The sequence below is a fragment of the Mycobacterium sp. OTB74 genome (assembly GCF_029892685.1).
Lineage (GTDB): Bacteria > Actinomycetota > Actinomycetes > Mycobacteriales > Mycobacteriaceae > Mycobacterium.
On sequence record NZ_JARXVD010000030.1, the window covers coordinates 1 to 16939 of the forward strand.

Genomic DNA, 16939 nt, shown 5'->3' on the forward strand with positions numbered 1-16939 from the left:
AATCCCCGCCCCTACGTGTGGACCAAAACCGCCAACCAAATCCTCGAATCCATCGCCAACTATTGCAGACGAATTAACGACTCAGGACACTAGCTTCCGGTCCTGACTCCAAATGGGGCACAAAGATGCGCTTTTGGGGGGACGACCGCGCAGGGGCGCGTCAATAACGATGAACACGCTGTGAAAGTCGTTGGAGCGTCAAGGAGAATCAAGATGGCAACGCAAGCCGTACCCGGCATCACGACCCCCGGACGCGGCCTGTGGCCGTTCCCGGCCGATTACCGAACGTGGAAGATTCTGGCCTGGACAGGTCCGGTTTTCCTGTTCGCAGTCTTCTGTCTGTGGGGGATCCTCGCCGACAATATGCCACCTTTCCCGGCCAGCGCGACGCCGGTGGAGGTCAAGGAGCATTTCCTGGACATGAGGCCTCGGCTACTGATTGCTTTGAGCATCTGCCTCACGATGACTGCCTTCTATATGTCATTCAGTGTGGCGGTTGCTCGGGTAATGGAACGCATAGAGGGCCCCGGCGGGATTTTGTCCAAGCTCGAGATGATGGGGGGCACGATCACCTGTGCTCCCGTCATGATCACGATGTCGATTTGGCTGACCGCAGCGCATGAGGTCAACAATCTCTCACCGGAGATCATGCACATGCTCTACTGGTTCGGCTGGCTCACCTTTGACTTGGCCTACTTCGTGACCTCATTCCAGATCGCTGCCATCAGCATCGTGTTCATGCGGGACAAGCGGGAGAAGAAGTTGGTCCCGGACGCCGTAAGTTGGTGGGGCTGGGTAACTTTCGCGTCGTTCTTCGCCGTGAGCGCTATCCCGTTTGTTACGACCGGGCCGCTCGCCTTCAACGGAGTGATCAGCTTCTGGATCGCGTTCTTCACCTGGTTCATCTGGATTCCCAGCCTGTCCTTCTTCATCATCAAGGCCATTCCCAGGCTCCAGGCCGAAGACGAGGCCGCGGCACGCGAAAGCGCTTAGGTTGGCGCACGTGGTCGTCGCCACTGACCGCACTAATTCTGTGAAGCCCCGGCGCCTTCCCGGTGTGGAGGGCGTCTGGGTCTTCCTTGGCGCAGATTCTGTTATTTTCGCGATCCTGTTTCTGAGCTTCATGCAGGACAGGCACAAGAACCCGATGCTGTTCGAGGCGTCCCGGCGCACGCTCAACATGAATCTGGGCGGCATCGATACGCTGATTCTGTTGACCAGCTCCTGGTCGGTGGCCCTCGCTGTTCAAGCCATGAAGCGCAACGAGATTCATCGAGAGCCGCTCCTACTACTCGGCGGGGCGCTCACCGGGCTGATGTTCGTCGGGTCCAAGTCGTTCGAGTACTTCCAGAAGTTCTCCCACGGCATCAACCCAGGTACCAACCCCTTCTTTATGTGGTATTTCACCCTGACGGGCATTCATCTCGTCCATGTCACTGTCGGCACCAGCCTGCTGGCTTATTTGTTCGTCAAGTCGCGGCGAGGCACTTACGACGACCTCCACCGAGCGGTGCCGGAATCCGTAGCGTCGTACTGGCACCTTGTCGACCTGTTGTGGATCGTCTTGTTCCCACTGCTCTATCTGATAAAGGCGGCGTGATGTCGGTGCAACGTGAACGCGTTACCTGGGTATGGCTGGGCTTGGTCGCGCTGACTTGCCTGACGACCTGGGGGCTGTCCAAGGATTCGGTCAGCCCGTCCATTGCGGTGGTCGGGACTTTCCTCATCGCGGCGGTGAAAGTCAGATACGTGGTCCTCGATTTCATGGAGCTACGCGACGCTCCGATCCCAGTGCGTGCCGCGTTTGAGGCCTGGCCGTTCGTGGTCGCTGCCGTCATTCTCGGCTTCTGGTTTGCCACCCCGGTGAGCTCGTGAGCAGTAAATGACTGCACGTCAACGTGTTTGGCTCAGGACGGCAATCGAGGCTGCCAAGGAAGCCAAGAAGCTCAACTACTTCGCGCGGACCAGGAAGGAGACGTGTCAATCATGAACACAAAAGCGGTCCAGGAACCGTCAGGCGGGCCGGACGTCCTCACAAACCGCGACAATGCGGTGGGGCTATTGACCCTCAATCGACCCAAAGCGATCAACTCGCTGAACCAGTCGATGGTCACGGCCATCCATGGGGTGCTGACAGAGTGGGAACACGACGACGCGATCGCGGCGGTGGTGTTGTCCGGTGCAGGCGAACGCGGCCTCTGCGCGGGTGGTGATGTCGTCGCGCTGTACCACAGTGCCCGCGCGGACGGGAGCGCTGCGCGCCGATTCTGGTACGACGAATATCTGCTCAACGCCCATATCGGCCGCTACACCAAACCGTATGTCTCCCTTATGGATGGCATTGTGATGGGTGGTGGAGTAGGGCTGGGCGCTCACGCGAGCGTGCGCGTCGTCACCGATTCGTCCAAGGTGGCCATGCCCGAAGTCTCCATCGGGTTCATCCCCGATGTCGGGGGCACGTTCCTGCTATCCAGAGCGCCCGGCCGGCTGGGCTTACATGCCGCGCTGACCGGGACACCATTCTCGGGTGCCGACGCGATTGCCATGGGCTTCGCCGACCACTATGTGCGCCGGGACCAACTATCAGCCTTCACCCGCACGGTGGTCTCCGACGGTCCGGACGCCGCCGTCGCCAAGTATGCAGAAGAACCACCGGCAAGTAACCTTGTGGCACAACGTGATTGGATCGACGAGTGCTACATCGGGGATTCCGTTGCCGATATCGTCGTGGCGCTGCGGGGGCATGACGCCGGCCCGGCCAACGACGCCGCCGAGCTCATCGCTGCCCGATCTCCAATCGCGCTCGCCGTCACGCTGCAGGCAGTCCGCCGCGCCGCAAAGCTCGCCACATTGGAAGAGGTTCTGGCACAGGAGTATCGGACGTCGTGCGCGTCGCTACGGTCGCACGACTTCGTGGAGGGTATCCGAGCGCAGCTGGTCGACAAAGACCGAAACCCGCAGTGGTCGCCGGCGTCGCTGGCGGCTGTCACCCCTGCCGATGTGCAGGCCTACTTCGAGCCCGCCGACCGTGAACTGGAGTTCCGATGACCTACGAAACCATCCTCGTGGCGCGCAACGACCGCGTCGGCACGATCACCCTAAACCGGCCAAAAGCGCTCAACGCACTCAACACTCAGGTGATGAACGAGGTTACAACGGCCGCAACCGAATTCGACAATGATCCCGGCATCGGGGCGATTGTCCTCACCGGCTCCGAAAAGGCGTTTGCCGCAGGCGCCGACATCAAAGAGATGGCTGCGCAGAGCTTCAGCGATGTCTTCGACTCCGACTTCTTTGCGGGGTGGGCACGTTTCGCGGCCATTCGGACACCGACGATCGCCGCCGTCGCCGGTTACGCACTCGGCGGGGGTTGCGAGCTGGCCATGATGTGTGACGTCCTAATCGCCGCCGACACAGCCAAGTTCGGCCAGCCCGAGATCAAGTTGGGAGTGCTGCCCGGGATGGGCGGATCCCAGCGACTGACCCGTGCGATCGGCAAGGCCAAGGCGATGGACATGATCCTGACCGGTCGGACGATCGACGCGTCCGAAGCCGAACGTAGCGGCCTGGTATCTCGGCTCGTGCCCGCGGACAACCTCCTCGATGAAGCCATCGCGGTGGCCACCGAAATCTCGCAGATGTCACTGTCGGCAGCCCGGATGGCCAAGGAAGCAGTCAATCGTGCGTTCGAGTCGAGCCTCGCCGAGGGACTGCTTTTCGAGCGCAGAATTTTTCACTCCGCTTTCGGCACGGGCGACCAAACCGAAGGAATGGCCGCGTTCGTCGAGAAGCGACCACCAAGCTTCAAGCACCGTTAGGGCGCGCCATGCCAACAAATCGCGTGAGGAGTGGCTCAGCATGACTGCTCACATCACCGCGAAGTACTTCAAACAACCGACTGCGGCCGAGCTGTTGTCTTCAGTGCCTGGTGTCGACATCACCTGGCACGCGGCGATCATGGAGGACTTCGCTGCAGCCATGGACCAGCGAGGTGCGTTCGCGAACCTGTCCCGGCCGGATGCTCGACGAGTCGCCAGGGCCATCGCGGATGACATCACGGGCTCCGGCCACCCAAAAGAGCGCCTGGCGCGGCGTGCCCGCAGCGACTCGAACTGTGCCGAACTCGCCAATCTGGACGACACGGACGCAGTCCGCGCGGCGCTGACCATCGCTGCCGAGCTATCGACTTCACGTGCCTACGGGATCCGTTGGGGTTAGCCAAGTTCCAAAGCGGGCAGTCGGCTACCCAGTTATGCGGATTCGTCTTTCTCGACTTCGTCGGCAGCTTCGACCGCCGCCAGCGCACCCATGTGGCTCTGCAGCATTTGCATCGCGGTTCGCGCGTAGATCATCTGGCTAGTGATTGCCATTTGGCTTCGCCCACGGCCCATGAAGGTGACGAACCAAGCGAATAGCGTCGTCACCTGATTCTTGTAGCCGACCAGATAGACAAGGTGCAGTACCAACCAGGCCAACCAAGCGAGTGGGCCGGTTAGTTCAATCTTCTTGGAGGACATAGGGATCGGTACCTGCGTCACAGCGTCGAACCGTGACACGGTCGCCATGCTGCCCTTATCCCGGTACGTGAATGGCTCGCGCTCGGCGGGATCGTCCTGGCCCGCCAGTGCGCGTTCGATGATCGTTGCCGCGTAGCTGGCGCCTTGGATGGCACCCTGCGCCATCCCGGGTACACCGGGCACCGCCATCAGGTCACCTATGACGAATACATACGGATGCCCTTTGACCGTGAGGTCAGCTTCGACGACCACGCGGCCGGCGCGGTCGGTCTGGCTGCCGTCTGACTGATCGGCGATGAGCTTCCCGAGCGGGCTCGCCTGCACACCGGCCGACCACACCTTGCACGCACAGTCGATTCTGCGTTCCGTGCCGTCTTGGTCAGTAACAGTGAGGCCCCGGTAGTCGACGTTGGTCACCATTGCGTTGAGCTGAATCTCCACGCCGAGCTTTTCCAGACGCTTCTGGGCCTTGAGGCCGAGCTTGGGCCCCATCGGCGGTAGTACCGCCGATGCCGCGTCCAGCAGAATCACCCGGCAGTCCTGCGGCCTGATGCTACGGAACGCACCCGCCAAAGTTCGCTCTGCGAGTTCTGCGATCTGCCCGGCCAATTCGACGCCGGTTGGCCCGGCTCCCACCACCACGAAAGTCAGTCGGCGCTCCCGCTCGGCCGGATCAGTGACCACTTCGGCGGCCTCGAACGCACCCAAAATGCGGCCACGCAGTTCGAGTGCGTCGTCGATGGTCTTCATCCCCGGGGCGAAGGTAGCGAAGTGGTCGTTGCCGAAGTAGGACTGCTGAGCGCCTGCGGCCACGATCAGGCTGTCGAAGTGCATTACGGTTTCCTGCGACATCAGCTTCGAGGTAACTGTCTTAGCTTGCAGGTCAATGTCTTCCACTTCTCCGAGGCGCACGCTGACGTTCTTCTGCTTACGTAGAACAAGACGCGTCGTAGGCGCAATTTCGCCTTCCGACAGAATGCCGGTGGCGACCTGGTACAGCAACGGCTGGAACAGGTGCGTCGTCGTCCTCGAGATCATCGTGATGTCGACGTCGGCCCGCTTGAGGGCCTTTGCGGCGCGTAAACCACCGAATCCAGATCCGATCACGACGACATGGTGACGCTGGGACGTGGTGGCCATTTGTGCTCCTTCAGGCTCAGCGACGCCACCGAACCGCAGAGCAGACACGCTGGCTGACATCTCCTGCCGGTCGGGAGGATCGCTGGGTGCATTTGACCAGCGGTCTGCCGACTTTCCTGTTGTGCGGCTGTCCATTTGGCGCCTACGCCTCTTGTCGCACGGCCGCATCGACGCCTGTGGTGATTTGCAGGATGAGGTCTGCGACCTCGGTGGGATCGTCGGACATCGGGACATGCCCTGCCCCGGACAGCGTCACCGTCTCGGCGCCAGGGAGTCGGCTTTCCATGGCGGAGCCGAAGCTTTCACAGGGTAGGACCCGATCGCGGTCACCCCAGGCGAGCCGAACAGGGTAGCCGCAATCGGGTGCAAGCGGCTCGACCTGATTTTGAGGAATTGCGCGGGCGAGTGCCGCGACCAGCGGTGCCGCATCATTGGCCCGGATGGAGACTGCCAGTTCTTCCGGTGCCACTCGCTCGGGAAAGGAGACTTGCGCGGCCAAAAGTAGTTGCCGCATCAACGGATTCGCGGCATATTCCGTCCACGGCCGCATGGTGCCAAGCACCAGCATCAACCACGTTGCGCGGAATTCAATGCTGCGTCGCGATGGCCACGCGCCCGCCGGACTGAACAGAACCAGCGACCGAGCCCGACCCCGCCGAGCGAGTTCGATACCAACCCACCCGCCCAGCGAATTACCGGCAATATGAACCTCTTTGAGGCCGAGCCTATCGAGGACAGCCTCGATACCGTCAGCGAGAGCCCCGACGGAAGGCGAAGTGCCTCGGGAAAGTCGGGGCCCACCGCCATGGCCCGGCAGCGTCGGTGCGATCACGTCATGATGAGCCTCGAGATGAGCCAGAATCGGTGACCACGCCCGCCACGTTGAGCTGACGCCGTGGAGCAACAACGGCGTTCCGGTTCCGCCTCGATGCATCGCTGTGAGCTCCAGCCGATGGTTAGCTGTGTGCGATCCGCCCCAGACGTAGGGCACTGACACTGCGCATTGTGACAACAAAGCCGCCGGCGCGCTGGCCGCACGCCAAATCTGATTCCTGCTGATCATCGATAAAGCCCGATCGGGTGCGACGATCTCATATCGCGCATCTGGTGCCCATCCGACCTTGGCACTTCGGTCACACCCCTCTGTCCAACCCGATGCTTCGGGTTACGCGATCGCACCGCCGCTAGGAATCTGCTTTGCTCTGTGCGCGTTCGGTTTAGCTGTGCTGAGAGTCTGGTCCAGCGATCCGGTGTACCGCGTCACCACGTCGGGTAGTTCTTTCCCCTGCATCAGAGGGATGGCGGACTCTACGTCCCAGCGATGGAGGCCTCTCGCAGCGTTCTGGGGGTCGAGCGACAAGCCGCCAGCCGCTCAGGCGGAAAACGATGTGCTCTGTGGACGTGGACGTTTTGCTAGCTCGGCTATTCGAACCAACCTATTGCCATGAAAGTAAGCACTCTGTTGTCCCTCCTTGTAGAGATCGGAATTTGCCCGTTGGGGGGGCGCGCTTTGTGGGCCGGCGGACGAGTATGGCGTGAGCCTCGTACGGAATCTCAGGAGTGCACCGTGAACATCGACCAACAGCAGCGTCGACCAGAGCGTGCCCACCGGCAGCCGGCCAATCTACGGGTTCGGAGCAGAACGTCCCGTGTTGATGTGAAATACGAAGACTGGCAGCCTGATTCCGACCTGCGGTACAAGAGGCGGTCGGCGATCCTGGTGCTGCGTTCGGTTCTCGCGGTCATGACACTTCTCGCTTACTTCTGGACTGCGCCGAGCAGCAGGGCTGCCAGCATCGAGTACCTTATGGTGCCTTCTGCCGCGATGGGTCGCGATATCCCAGTGGCGTTCCGCGGTGGTGGACCGCACTCGGTGTATCTGTTGGATGCATTCGATGCTGCACCTGACGTGAGCAACTGGGTGACTGCCGGAAATGCGATGAATACTCTTGCTGGCAAAGGAATTTCAGTTGTGGCGCCGGCGGGCGGTGCATGGAGCATGTACACGGATTGGGAACAAGACGGCAGCAAGCAGTGGGAGACATTTCTGTCTGCTGAGTTGCCGGAATGGCTTGCAGCCAACAAGGGGCTGGCACCGACCGGGCACGGTGTAGTCGGCGCTTCCCAGGGCGGTACAGCCGCATTGACGCTCGCGGCGTTCCACCCGGACCGATTCCGATTCGCTGGTTCGTTGTCGGGTTTTCTGTATCCATCTTCGACATTCCTCAACGGCGCGATCACCGAGGGAATGCAACGATTTGGCGGTGTTAACACCCAAAGTATGTGGGGTGCGGCACAACTGGGCCGCTGGAAGTGGCATGATCCGAACTCACACGTAGCGCTGCTGGTCAGTAACAACACCCGGTTGTGGGTATACAGCCCGAGCACGGTGACCTGCAGCGACCCCGCCGCCATGATCGGGTACTGCGATCAGGCGCAGGGCAGTAACCGCACGTTCTACGCGAACTACCGGGGTGTTGGCGGACACAACGGCCATTTTGATTTTCCCGACGGTGGGCAGCACGACTGGAGCAGCTGGGGTCCTCAGTTGGGCGCGATGTCGGGTGACCTCGCCGGAACCATTCGGTAGCACCGGGAGGACAGCGCTATGGGTGTGCAAATCGACGTGACGGGGCTGAGCAAGTCGTTCGGGTCGTCGAAGATCTGGGAAGACGTCACGTTGACTATCCCGGCCGGCGAGGTCAGCGTCATGCTGGGTCCGTCCGGTACCGGTAAGTCGGTGTTCCTGAAGTCGCTGATCGGCCTTCTGCGTCCTGAGCGCGGCTCCATCGTCATCGACGGCACCAACATCATCGAGTGCTCGGCCAAGGAGCTCTACGAGATCCGCACCCTGTTCGGTGTGCTGTTCCAGGACGGCGCGCTGTTCGGCTCGATGAACATCTACGACAACACCGCGGACCGGCAGATCAGACCAGCGACTGTCGCAGAAGACTGGTTCGGTGATCCGTCCCGGCGAAGGGGGCGCTAACCGGTGTGGCCCGCTCTCGTGTCTGACCAGCCACAAAACCGTTCCCCGAAAAGTCGGCTTGCTGGACGAGCGGGACACAGCGCCGCGCTCGCATTGCCTATCGCGGGGCGCACTGACTCCTCCAACTCGACGGCCACTTGCCCCAAGAAGCTCATACGACCGCGCCAACCGCTACCGCAGATCGGCAGCGGACTGAAGAAAAACGCTCCGGAGAAAACCGAAAAACACGCTGGACAACGCACACGATTACCGCCGTTGATCTGTGAAAATGGACCGCTCCCATCCGTCTGCATTCGGACGCGTTGGGTCGTCATTGCCCGACCGGCAGTACCTCGGTATTCGCCTCTTGTTGTGACGGCGCGCGGAAATGGTTGTCGCCACGGGGATAGACGACCTGAGGCCACCAGAACCAGCGACCCAACATCATCGCGATCGACGGCATTAGCAGTGACCGAACGATGAAGGTGTCGATCAGTAGGCCGATGGCGATGGTCGAACCCATCTGGGCCAGCACGATCAGCTTGCTCGCCATCATGCCTGCCATGGTGGCGGCGAACACCAGCCCTGCCGACGTCACGACGCCGCCGGTACCGGCCATGGACCGAATGATGCCGGTCTTCAGGCCCGCGTGGATCTCATCTTGGAACCGGGAGACCAGCAGCAGGTTGTAGTCCGAGCCGACCGCCAACAGGATGATGACCGACATCAGCATGACCAGCCAGTGAACCGGCTTGCCGAACAGGTCTTGCCAGAGCAGCACCGAGATGCCGAAGGACGCAGCGATCGAACTGGCCGCCGTCGTCACGATGACCAGTGCTGCCACTGCAGCGCGAGTTAGGATCAGCATGATCGTGAAGATCAGCGTCAATGAGGACACGACGGAGATCATCAGGTCGTAGCGTGCGCCGTCGGCCATATCGGCGTAGGTCGCCGCGACACCGCCGAGGTAAATCTTGGCGTCCGACAGCGAGGACATCTTCAAGGCCTCCTGCGCGGCCTTGCGCTCGGATTCGACCCGGGCGATCCCGTCAACCGTTGCCGGGTCGCTCTGGTGGGTGACGAACATGCGCGCGGACTTGCCGTCCGGCGATAGGAACATCTTCAGCCCGCGCTGGAAATCAGGGTTCTGGAATGCTTCGGGCGGCAGATAGAACTGGTCGTCGTTCTTGGCGTCATCAAAGGCCGCACCCATCGACAACGCGGTGTCGTTCATCGCCTCCAGCTGGTTGAGCAGGGCCTTCTGCGAGTTGTACGAAGCCAGCGACATATCCCTGCTGGTCTTCATCGACGCGATCGTCTGAGGAAGCAGCGCGGTCAACTTCGGAGCCAGGTCGGCCAGTTTGTCAGTGTTGACCTGCACATCCGACGTCCGGTCGGTTATCTCGTCGATCCCGTCCATGGCATCGAACACCGACCTCACTGCGGCACACATGGGGATGTCGAAACAGTGCGGTTCCCAGTAGAAATAGTTGCGTAACGGCCGGAATTGGTCATCGAAGTTCGCGATGTTGTCCCGCATCTCTTCGGTCACCCTGAGCAGTTCCTGCGACTTGCGGGCGGAGTCCTGGGTGAGCCTGGTCTGCTCGAGAGACAGTTGGTACTGCTTTTCGAGGATGCCGATCGAGATATTGGTCGCATCAATCATCCTGAGCTGGTCTTCCAGTTGCTTACGCTGGAAGGGCAGGTTCAAGTTGCTGGTCTGGCCCGAAATGCTCGTCTGGAACGGAATTGAGCTGTGCTGGATAGGAATTCCCAGCGGCCGAGTGATGCTCTGCACCATCGCGATGCCATCGCTGTGCATCACGTTGCTTGAAATTTTGTTCAGCACAAGCATGTCGGCGGGGTTGCGCATGTCGTGGTTGGATTCGACCATCAGGATGTCGGGATTCATCCTGGCCTGGGTGAAATGCCGATCGGCGGCGCCGAAGCCGATATTCACCGGGGCGTCCGTCGGCATGTAGTACCGGTCGTTGTAGGCCGGTTTGTACCCAGGGATCGCCACGATCCCGATCAGTACGACGAACAGGCTGGTTGCGAAAATCGGTGCGGGCCAGCGGACCACTGCCGTACCGACGCGCCGCCAGAACCTGCTCTGCGGAGGCCGCCTGGACTCGTACAACCCCACTCTGCTGCCGAGGTAGAGCACCGCCGGGCCGAGCGTGACCGAGATGGCCACCACCACGATCATGCCGATCGCGACCGGTGCGCCCATGGTGGAGAAGTACGGCAGGCGGCAAAAGCTCAGGCAGTACGTCGCTCCAGCGATGGTCAGCCCCGAACCCACAATCACCGGCGCTACGGACTTGAACGTCGCGTAGTAGGAGTCAACCCGGTCCAGACCGATGCCGCGGTCTTCGCGATACCGACCGAAGATGAAGATGCCGTAGTCGGTTGCGGCGGCGATCGCCAGCATGGTCAAGATGTTGCCCGCGAAGGTGGTCAACCCGAACGCATCGTGGGTGGCCAGTACCGAGACAACACCGCGCGCGGTCAGTAGCGCGAGGAACGTCAGGAACAGCTGGATCAGTGTGGTCCTGATCGAGCGGTAGACGACAAGCAGCATGAGGGCGATCGCCACTAGGGTGATGAGGGTGATCTCGCCGAGACTGGCGTTGCCGATGACGTGCAGGTCGTGGGTCAGCGCGGCAGGGCCAGCAACGTAGGCCTGCACTCCCGGCGGAGCTTTCGTCTCCTCAATGACCTTGCGGGCAGCCTCGACACCCTCATTGGCCAGGGTCTGCCCCTGCTCTCCGGCGAGGTTGATCATGACGTAAGACGCCTTGCCGTCGGCGCTCTGCGCACCGGCCGCGGTCAGGGTGTCGCCCCAGAAGTCTTGGATGTGCTGGATGTGCTCAGGATCCTGCTGCAGTTTGCGGATGATCTCGTCGTAGTACTGGTGCGCGTCCGGGCCGAGTGGCCGCTGGCCCTCCACGACGATCATGATCGTGCTGTTGGAGTTGAACTCCTTGAAGTTGGCGCCCATCAACTTCATCGCATACATCGACGGGGCGTCACCTGGTGCCATCGGCGCGGCGTGCATCTCGCCGACAATCTCGAGTGGCGGTGCGATCACGTTCACCAGTACGGCAATGGCGGTCCAGAACAAGATGATCGGCACCGACAAGATGCGAAGCATGTGCGGAAGCAGCGGCCGCCGAGGGTGATCGGCGGATTCGGGTGCGGACACGCCATGTTTCATGCGGACTTCACCAGGCAGTAGGTCTGGGCGTTGACGCCATTTGCCGATTGCTCCTCACGGACGGTGCCATTGACGGTGACTCGGCAACCGATATGGTCGCCGCTCTGCTCACTGTCGCTACGGGCCATCAGGTTCGCACTGACGGTCGGCAACGTGGTGGACAAGGTGACCGACCACGGCAGCTGCGCGCTGACAGAGTGCACATGGGCGTCCGGATCGAAATAGCTGATCTCAGCTGAGCTTCCTGGTGTTCCGTAGACCTCGTACAACACGACCTTGGGGTTGAATTGCACAATCTCGATCCCGGCGCCCGCATTGGCGTTGAGATCCCGAGACGCGAAATGCCGGTGCAACCGTGTCACCACCAGCCCTGAAACCGCGAAGACCACGACGAGGATCAAGGGTATCCACACCCATCTGAGTGCTCGTTTCATCGGAATCGACTTCACCTCAACACCTTCCGCTGAGTGGCGGACCGCCCCACAGTCAGCCGACCTTGATCGAGCTCCCTCGCGCCGACCATTCCTCGCATGCACATCGGCAGCAGCCGGTCGATCGCAGACCCCACCGAGAACGGTGACGTTCGGGCATACATTCCTGCCGGGGCAACCGCACCGTCGAGAGCATTCCGACGTACCGTTACGTGCACACCGCGAAGCGTGTTACCGGACCAGCATGATATATATCATGTAGCCTATGTATTTTGCAATACCGAAAGTATCAGGCGCACAAGTTCGTCCGATACTCAGCCATGCGGTGTCGGGTAGTCGTCGTTCGCATAAGCCCCCAAAACGGAGCAGCAGGTACCGTTGCGCCGATCCCGCACGCGGCTAGCACGCCACTACGCCCCGTGATTGCTCGTCGATGTATCTATGTAATAGCTGCCGCCGGTTGGACATTGGCCACGCCAGTGATGAAGTAAGTCTATTCGTGGCGGCAGACTGTGGTCGCAGCTGAGAAGAAACCCAAATCCGCAGGTAAGGCGCTACTCCACGCCCCCATGCGAAGAATCCTGACTGGCAATCTCGAAAAGCCGCTTCAGGATCGGCCCCGACACATGGGCTGCGAGTTGCAACGCCGCCTGCTCGTCGGACGACAACGTGGCCAGCAGGTGGTCGAGGCGCTTACGCCGACCAGCAGTTCGCCTCGCCAACAACTCACGGCCGGCCTCCGTCAAACCCACCAGGGCCGCCCGTCCGTCGCCCGGATCGCTCAACCGTTGCAACAGTTCTTGAGATTCAAGACGCTTCACCAATTGAGTCATGGAAGGCTGACTCGTTCCTTCGAGTACCGCGAGCGTCGTCAAACGCATCGGGCCCTGACGATGCACGCGATTGAGCACCTGCGAAGCAGTAGAGCTCAATCCATCTCGATCCGCCAGATAGCGCATGGTCAAATCGGTAGCGGCATCCATCGTCTCACCGACTAGGTCAGCGCCTACGGATCTCCGCCGAGCACCCACCCAAACTTTATATCATACCGACTATATAATTCGCGGTAGCCCGCCGTGTTATGACGAGAGTGCCGGCTGCTCACTTGCCGATCGGTCGACCAGCCCTTCCGCTACCCTTCATCGTCGCTACCATGTCGCGCCGACCGCCCGCTAAGCTTCAACGATGAACGGTACGAGCTGGTCTGATACGTAAGATCATCGAACCCGCAATCGAATTGGGCGCGTCACTTGGGCCGGACCCGTCCCACGCGTCCGATCCGACGATGAGTTCACCAGCCACCAAGTCAGCGAGATCGTTGTCGTACCAACTTATCTGGAGCGTCGGTACTGGCGCGCCCTTGGGTTTGCGAATGTCCCCGAATTCACAAGCGCAGACATCGACGCACCGTCGACGTTTATCGCCGTGGCGCAAAACAATGTGATCGACCAAACCCAGGCTCTGCAATCGGCCAGGACATTGGGTCGGGCGGCCCGCGCGTCTCGCCACGTCACAGGTCGACGGAATGGTCAGGGTCCTCGACACGCCGGGTGCAAGCGGGCCCCAACGACAGACCGCTACTCGCGAGCTTGTTGGAGATGAAATTCCAGACCTGGAGAAATTGCTGCTCTACAGCTGGCGACGACACCTGACCGCTTTCCGGAGGCGAGACACCTACCGGAGTTGATCAGCGGAGTCGGGGTTTTCACCAGGTTCCCCCTTTCGAGTTCGTGACCTTTTGCCTCGTAGTTCGTAGAACCGCTCCAGTGGTCGCTTGGGGGACGTGTCGAGGGTGCAGGCCAGGGTGTTGAACGTAGCGGCGGAGTAGCACGGGGGACATCGGTGGTTGGCTGGTGGTGGCGCTGCTGCTGCATAGGCTTCTGTACGACGTGCGCTGCTTTGATGCGGTGGCGTTGACGGTGACCGGCGCGCACTTGACCGCCCCATCTGCGGGGCTATAGACCGACCGGTTTCGGAAATTCGGCCACGCCGCGTTCGGACCTGCAGCAGCGGCAACCGTTTACCCACCGCGGCGCCGATTCGACGAGTGATTCTTCGGGTAGCCGAAGGCTGAAGTCTTCACCAGAGAAGCAGTTCGCACTTCGCAGGGGCGGCCGGCTCAGCGGCGTCGGTTGGGCGCGGTATGACCTTGTCGGCCTGTAAGACGGCCTGGACCCGGTCGAGAGCAACTGCCACTTGAGCGATGGGACGGTGATCACGCATGCTCCGGTGGCTCGTGTTGCTGCGGCGCCGGTCGGCCAGTCTTCAGATGCGACACCAATTTATTTTGTGGCGCTGAGCATTTCGACTGCGGTGAGGTTATTGTCTTGCTGGAGTTTGGAGTGTCTGGCGTCGTCCATTGCTACTGATGCGACGGAGCACTTGTCGATTCCGGCGTCGTAGCAGCGATCGGTGTTTTGAGGGCCGTCGAGCTCGACGTTACCTGTGATTCTCTTGCGCTAAAAGGCACTCCACCCCTCAGTCGCCTCGGCGGCCAACCGTTAGCCGAACCTGCACGGCCACGAATCACGTTCGGCGCTCACGTGTTTCGCGGTGTTGTCCGGCTCACAGGCCGTCAGCGCGGCCATCGAGTCGAACCTGCAAGATCGATGCGCGTGTCTCGCTAATGACACCGCACACGACTCGACTGACACAAGCAGCCCACCGGCCGGAATATCATGAAGTGGTGGAACACCTGTCACCGCCTGAACGGGAGTATGTGCCCTTACCGCGGGGCTACCACAACCTGTCTCGCGAGGAAGTTGTGGCGTCCCAGCGTGGGCGGCTCCTCATCGCGGCCGCCGAAATAGCCGCCGAGAAAGGCTATCTCGACACCACGGTCGGCGACATTCTCACACGGGCGAAGGTGTCCCGGCTGACGTTCTACGAACAGTTCGCGAACAAGGAAACATGCATCATCGCGGCGTACGAAATGGTCGCGGCAGAGGTCGCGAGCCGAGTCCAGGAGGCGCTCGCCACCGACTACGACCTGGTAGATCGGGCCGACCACGCAATCCGCGCATACCTGGAAGCGCTAGCCGAGAAACCCGTGCTAGCGCGCTTCTTTTTGGTCGAGGCAACCAGCGCAGGAGCGCGGCTGCGGCAACGACGACTTGCCACTCAACAGTCGGTGGCCAATCTGATCGCGGCACAGTTTGGTGCATCGACGGACGGCCAGCGCACGGCGTGCGAGGCACTGGTGGGTGCCGTCGTTGCGCTCGTCTCCGCGCGCATGATGACCGACGGACCAGAAGCAGTGCTGGCGTTGCATCAGCCCATCCTGAAGCTGGCGACAGCCATCTGGAAAGCGTTTCCGCAGCTGTAGCGCGCCATCCCAACTTGTAGACAGCGCTGTTTATAGATAGTACGGTCGGCGTGTGATCTGCGATGCGGCGGCCGATGCCCTGCGTTGGCCCTCGCTGACCTTTCCGATGGGGTCCTCACGCATGTCTCCGACGAGGTCTGTCCACGCCCCGGACGTCGGGGTGATCTCGAGCGGAATCCGAACCCCATCACCGACCACTAGATACCCGTCGAGTGTGAACCTCTTTGCGCCTGCCCGACCATTCAATCCAAGCGGTCCTGATTACCGAGCTGCTGGTCTCGATTGCCTGTACACCGAAGGGCCCAATATGCCATTTCCGAGCCGCATCGCGATGATCACTTGCGTCGACCGTGAAACGGTCCGAGCGCTAAACAAAAGCGGCACAGAAGTTCTGGCCGCTTCCGTCGACCCGTGTGGACTCGCTGAGACCGTGCCCACGTGCACGTCTGGTGTCGGGCCGGCCGGCCAGGCCGACACCGACCGCGGGGTGGATACTCGTCGACGGGGACGCCCACGGCTACAGATGGCAGTCTTCTCGGCAAGTGTGCACGGACGTCGACAGCGCCAGTTGCAACCACCTAAAGCTTTGAGACCCAATCAGCTCCGCGTGTGGCTGCTCGCAGTCCTCACTCTTGCATGTCTTGGTCCCGCAGCGATCCTCGCAGCAGGTGTCGCCGCAGCAAGCACCGGCTCCTCGCAGACCAGCGCGCCGAAGCCACCGGCGCCACACGCACCCTCGGCTGAGCACCAGAAATCAAGTGCCGCGAACACATCTGAACACACCGACACAGAATCGCCAACGTCAGCACGGACGGGCCACACGATCGCGAACCAGCACGCCCGCTCGGCGCAGGTCGCCGCCGTTTCGGCCCGAACCGCAGCCGCCGCGACCCTGAACGCCGCCACTGGGCGGACATCGCCCACTAGCACGTCCGGCTCGCAGGCTCCGCAGTCGGCGAACACGCACATCATTCCTGCGGCCGCGTCGCCCGCCGTGAAGCCGACCTCTGCTTCGCTCCCATCTAGCGTGACGGCGGCACCGGCGGTCGTGCCGAGCTCGATCACCAGCGCAGCCGCCGCCACTGCCAGCCCGACGATCACCCCCGCCGCGTCCAGCCCGACGACCTCGGCGGTCGGCACGCCCAGACCGGCGACGCTGATCAATCTGATTGGCTCGGTGATAATCAACGCGCTGGGCGCGGTGTTGAACTTGGTTGAAGGGCCCCCGGTGCTCCCACCCAGAAGCACCGTCACAGAGAAGACGTCCACACTGCAGCTGCCGTGCAGTGGGAGCGCCTGCACGGTCACGGCGGATTGGTATTTCCCGACCGGTTCTGA

At 61.5% G+C, this 16939-nt stretch carries 15 protein-coding genes; 9 read left to right on the forward strand and 6 right to left on the reverse strand.

What is annotated here, in order from left to right:
* The first annotated feature begins 213 nt into the window (after nucleotides 1-213).
* From M2432_RS26440 to M2432_RS26465, 6 genes are all read left to right on the forward strand, one after another.
* A complete protein-coding gene (locus M2432_RS26440) occupies nucleotides 214-993 on the forward strand; it encodes a hypothetical protein (protein WP_280829819.1) in 780 nt (259 codons plus the stop codon).
* A 10-nt stretch (nucleotides 994-1003) separates the two neighbouring features.
* A complete protein-coding gene (locus tag M2432_RS26445) occupies nucleotides 1004-1600 on the forward strand; it encodes a cytochrome c oxidase subunit 3 (protein ID WP_280829820.1) in 597 nt (198 codons plus the stop codon).
* Entirely contained in the window at nucleotides 1600-1875 is a 276-nt protein-coding gene (locus M2432_RS26450; protein ID WP_280829821.1) for a cytochrome C oxidase subunit IV family protein, read from the forward strand. The genes M2432_RS26445 and M2432_RS26450 overlap by 1 nt, the downstream gene beginning before the upstream one ends.
* Before the next feature lie 111 nt (nucleotides 1876-1986).
* The gene (locus tag M2432_RS26455) at nucleotides 1987-3048 is read left to right on the forward strand and encodes an enoyl-CoA hydratase/isomerase family protein (RefSeq protein ID WP_280829822.1); all 1062 of its coding nucleotides are present in this window, start codon (nucleotides 1987-1989) and stop codon (nucleotides 3046-3048) included.
* Nucleotides 3045-3818, forward strand: a complete 774-nt coding sequence (locus tag M2432_RS26460) for an enoyl-CoA hydratase (protein WP_280829823.1) — start codon at nucleotides 3045-3047, stop codon at nucleotides 3816-3818. Before M2432_RS26455 ends, M2432_RS26460 begins: the two co-directional genes overlap by 4 nt.
* Nucleotides 3819-3858: 40 nt before the next feature.
* Nucleotides 3859-4218, forward strand: a complete 360-nt coding sequence (locus M2432_RS26465; RefSeq protein WP_280829824.1) for a hypothetical protein — start codon at nucleotides 3859-3861, stop codon at nucleotides 4216-4218.
* A gap of 32 nt (nucleotides 4219-4250) precedes the next feature.
* Here M2432_RS26465 and M2432_RS26470 read toward each other — a convergent pair whose 3' ends face one another.
* On the reverse strand, nucleotides 4251-5657 hold the full coding sequence (locus M2432_RS26470; RefSeq protein WP_280829825.1) for an NAD(P)/FAD-dependent oxidoreductase: 1407 nt from the start codon (nucleotides 5655-5657) through the stop codon (nucleotides 4251-4253).
* Between the two features lie 142 nt (nucleotides 5658-5799).
* Entirely contained in the window at nucleotides 5800-6720 is a 921-nt protein-coding gene (locus tag M2432_RS26475) for an alpha/beta hydrolase (RefSeq protein WP_348536339.1), read from the reverse strand.
* A 681-nt stretch (nucleotides 6721-7401) separates the two neighbouring features.
* On the opposite strand from M2432_RS26475, the gene M2432_RS26480 reads away from it, so the two are divergent.
* Nucleotides 7402-8247 (forward strand): alpha/beta hydrolase family protein, encoded by an 846-nt coding sequence (locus M2432_RS26480; RefSeq protein ID WP_280829853.1) that lies wholly within the window; start codon nucleotides 7402-7404, stop codon nucleotides 8245-8247.
* An 18-nt stretch (nucleotides 8248-8265) separates the two neighbouring features.
* On the forward strand, nucleotides 8266-8646 hold the full coding sequence (locus M2432_RS26485; protein WP_280829827.1) for an ATP-binding cassette domain-containing protein: 381 nt from the start codon (nucleotides 8266-8268) through the stop codon (nucleotides 8644-8646).
* Nucleotides 8647-8956: 310 nt separating this feature from the next.
* Here the strand turns inward: M2432_RS26485 and M2432_RS26490 are convergent, their stop codons facing one another.
* From M2432_RS26490 to M2432_RS26500, 3 genes are all read right to left on the reverse strand, one after another.
* On the reverse strand, nucleotides 8957-11845 hold the full coding sequence (locus tag M2432_RS26490; protein WP_280829828.1) for an MMPL family transporter: 2889 nt from the start codon (nucleotides 11843-11845) through the stop codon (nucleotides 8957-8959).
* A complete protein-coding gene (locus M2432_RS26495; protein ID WP_280829829.1) occupies nucleotides 11842-12279 on the reverse strand; it encodes an MmpS family transport accessory protein in 438 nt (145 codons plus the stop codon). The genes M2432_RS26490 and M2432_RS26495 overlap by 4 nt, the downstream gene beginning before the upstream one ends.
* A 551-nt stretch (nucleotides 12280-12830) precedes the next feature.
* Nucleotides 12831-13259, reverse strand: coding sequence for a MarR family transcriptional regulator (locus tag M2432_RS26500; protein ID WP_280829830.1), 429 nt, complete (start codon nucleotides 13257-13259; stop codon nucleotides 12831-12833).
* A 1703-nt stretch (nucleotides 13260-14962) separates the two neighbouring features.
* On the opposite strand from M2432_RS26500, the gene M2432_RS26505 reads away from it, so the two are divergent.
* The gene (locus M2432_RS26505) at nucleotides 14963-15601 is read left to right on the forward strand and encodes a TetR/AcrR family transcriptional regulator (RefSeq protein WP_280829831.1); all 639 of its coding nucleotides are present in this window, start codon (nucleotides 14963-14965) and stop codon (nucleotides 15599-15601) included.
* A 597-nt stretch (nucleotides 15602-16198) separates the two neighbouring features.
* Here M2432_RS26505 and M2432_RS26510 read toward each other — a convergent pair.
* Nucleotides 16199-16909 carry a hypothetical protein gene (locus tag M2432_RS26510; protein ID WP_280829832.1) on the reverse strand — a complete coding sequence of 237 codons (711 nt, stop codon included), beginning with the start codon at nucleotides 16907-16909 and terminating at the stop codon, nucleotides 16199-16201.
* Nucleotides 16910-16939 lie beyond the last annotated feature (30 nt).

Excerpts from the sequence above, each read along its gene's own strand:
- M2432_RS26440 (WP_280829819.1), top strand. The coding sequence starts at position 214 with ATGGCAACGCAAGCCGTACCCGGCATCACGACCCCCGGACGCGGCCTG.
- M2432_RS26450 (WP_280829821.1), top strand. The coding sequence starts at position 1,600 with ATGTCGGTGCAACGTGAACGCGTTACCTGGGTATGGCTGGGCTTGGTC.
- M2432_RS26455 (WP_280829822.1), top strand. The coding sequence starts at position 1,987 with ATGAACACAAAAGCGGTCCAGGAACCGTCAGGCGGGCCGGACGTCCTC.
- M2432_RS26460 (WP_280829823.1), top strand. The coding sequence starts at position 3,045 with ATGACCTACGAAACCATCCTCGTGGCGCGCAACGACCGCGTCGGCACG.
- M2432_RS26465 (WP_280829824.1), top strand. The coding sequence starts at position 3,859 with ATGACTGCTCACATCACCGCGAAGTACTTCAAACAACCGACTGCGGCC.
- M2432_RS26470 (WP_280829825.1), bottom strand. The coding sequence starts at position 5,657 with ATGGCCACCACGTCCCAGCGTCACCATGTCGTCGTGATCGGATCTGGA.
- M2432_RS26475 (WP_348536339.1), bottom strand. The coding sequence starts at position 6,720 with ATGATCAGCAGGAATCAGATTTGGCGTGCGGCCAGCGCGCCGGCGGCT.
- M2432_RS26480 (WP_280829853.1), top strand. The coding sequence starts at position 7,402 with ATGACACTTCTCGCTTACTTCTGGACTGCGCCGAGCAGCAGGGCTGCC.
- M2432_RS26485 (WP_280829827.1), top strand. The coding sequence starts at position 8,266 with ATGGGTGTGCAAATCGACGTGACGGGGCTGAGCAAGTCGTTCGGGTCG.
- M2432_RS26490 (WP_280829828.1), bottom strand. The coding sequence starts at position 11,845 with ATGAAACATGGCGTGTCCGCACCCGAATCCGCCGATCACCCTCGGCGG.
- M2432_RS26495 (WP_280829829.1), bottom strand. The coding sequence starts at position 12,279 with ATGAAACGAGCACTCAGATGGGTGTGGATACCCTTGATCCTCGTCGTG.
- M2432_RS26500 (WP_280829830.1), bottom strand. The coding sequence starts at position 13,259 with ATGGATGCCGCTACCGATTTGACCATGCGCTATCTGGCGGATCGAGAT.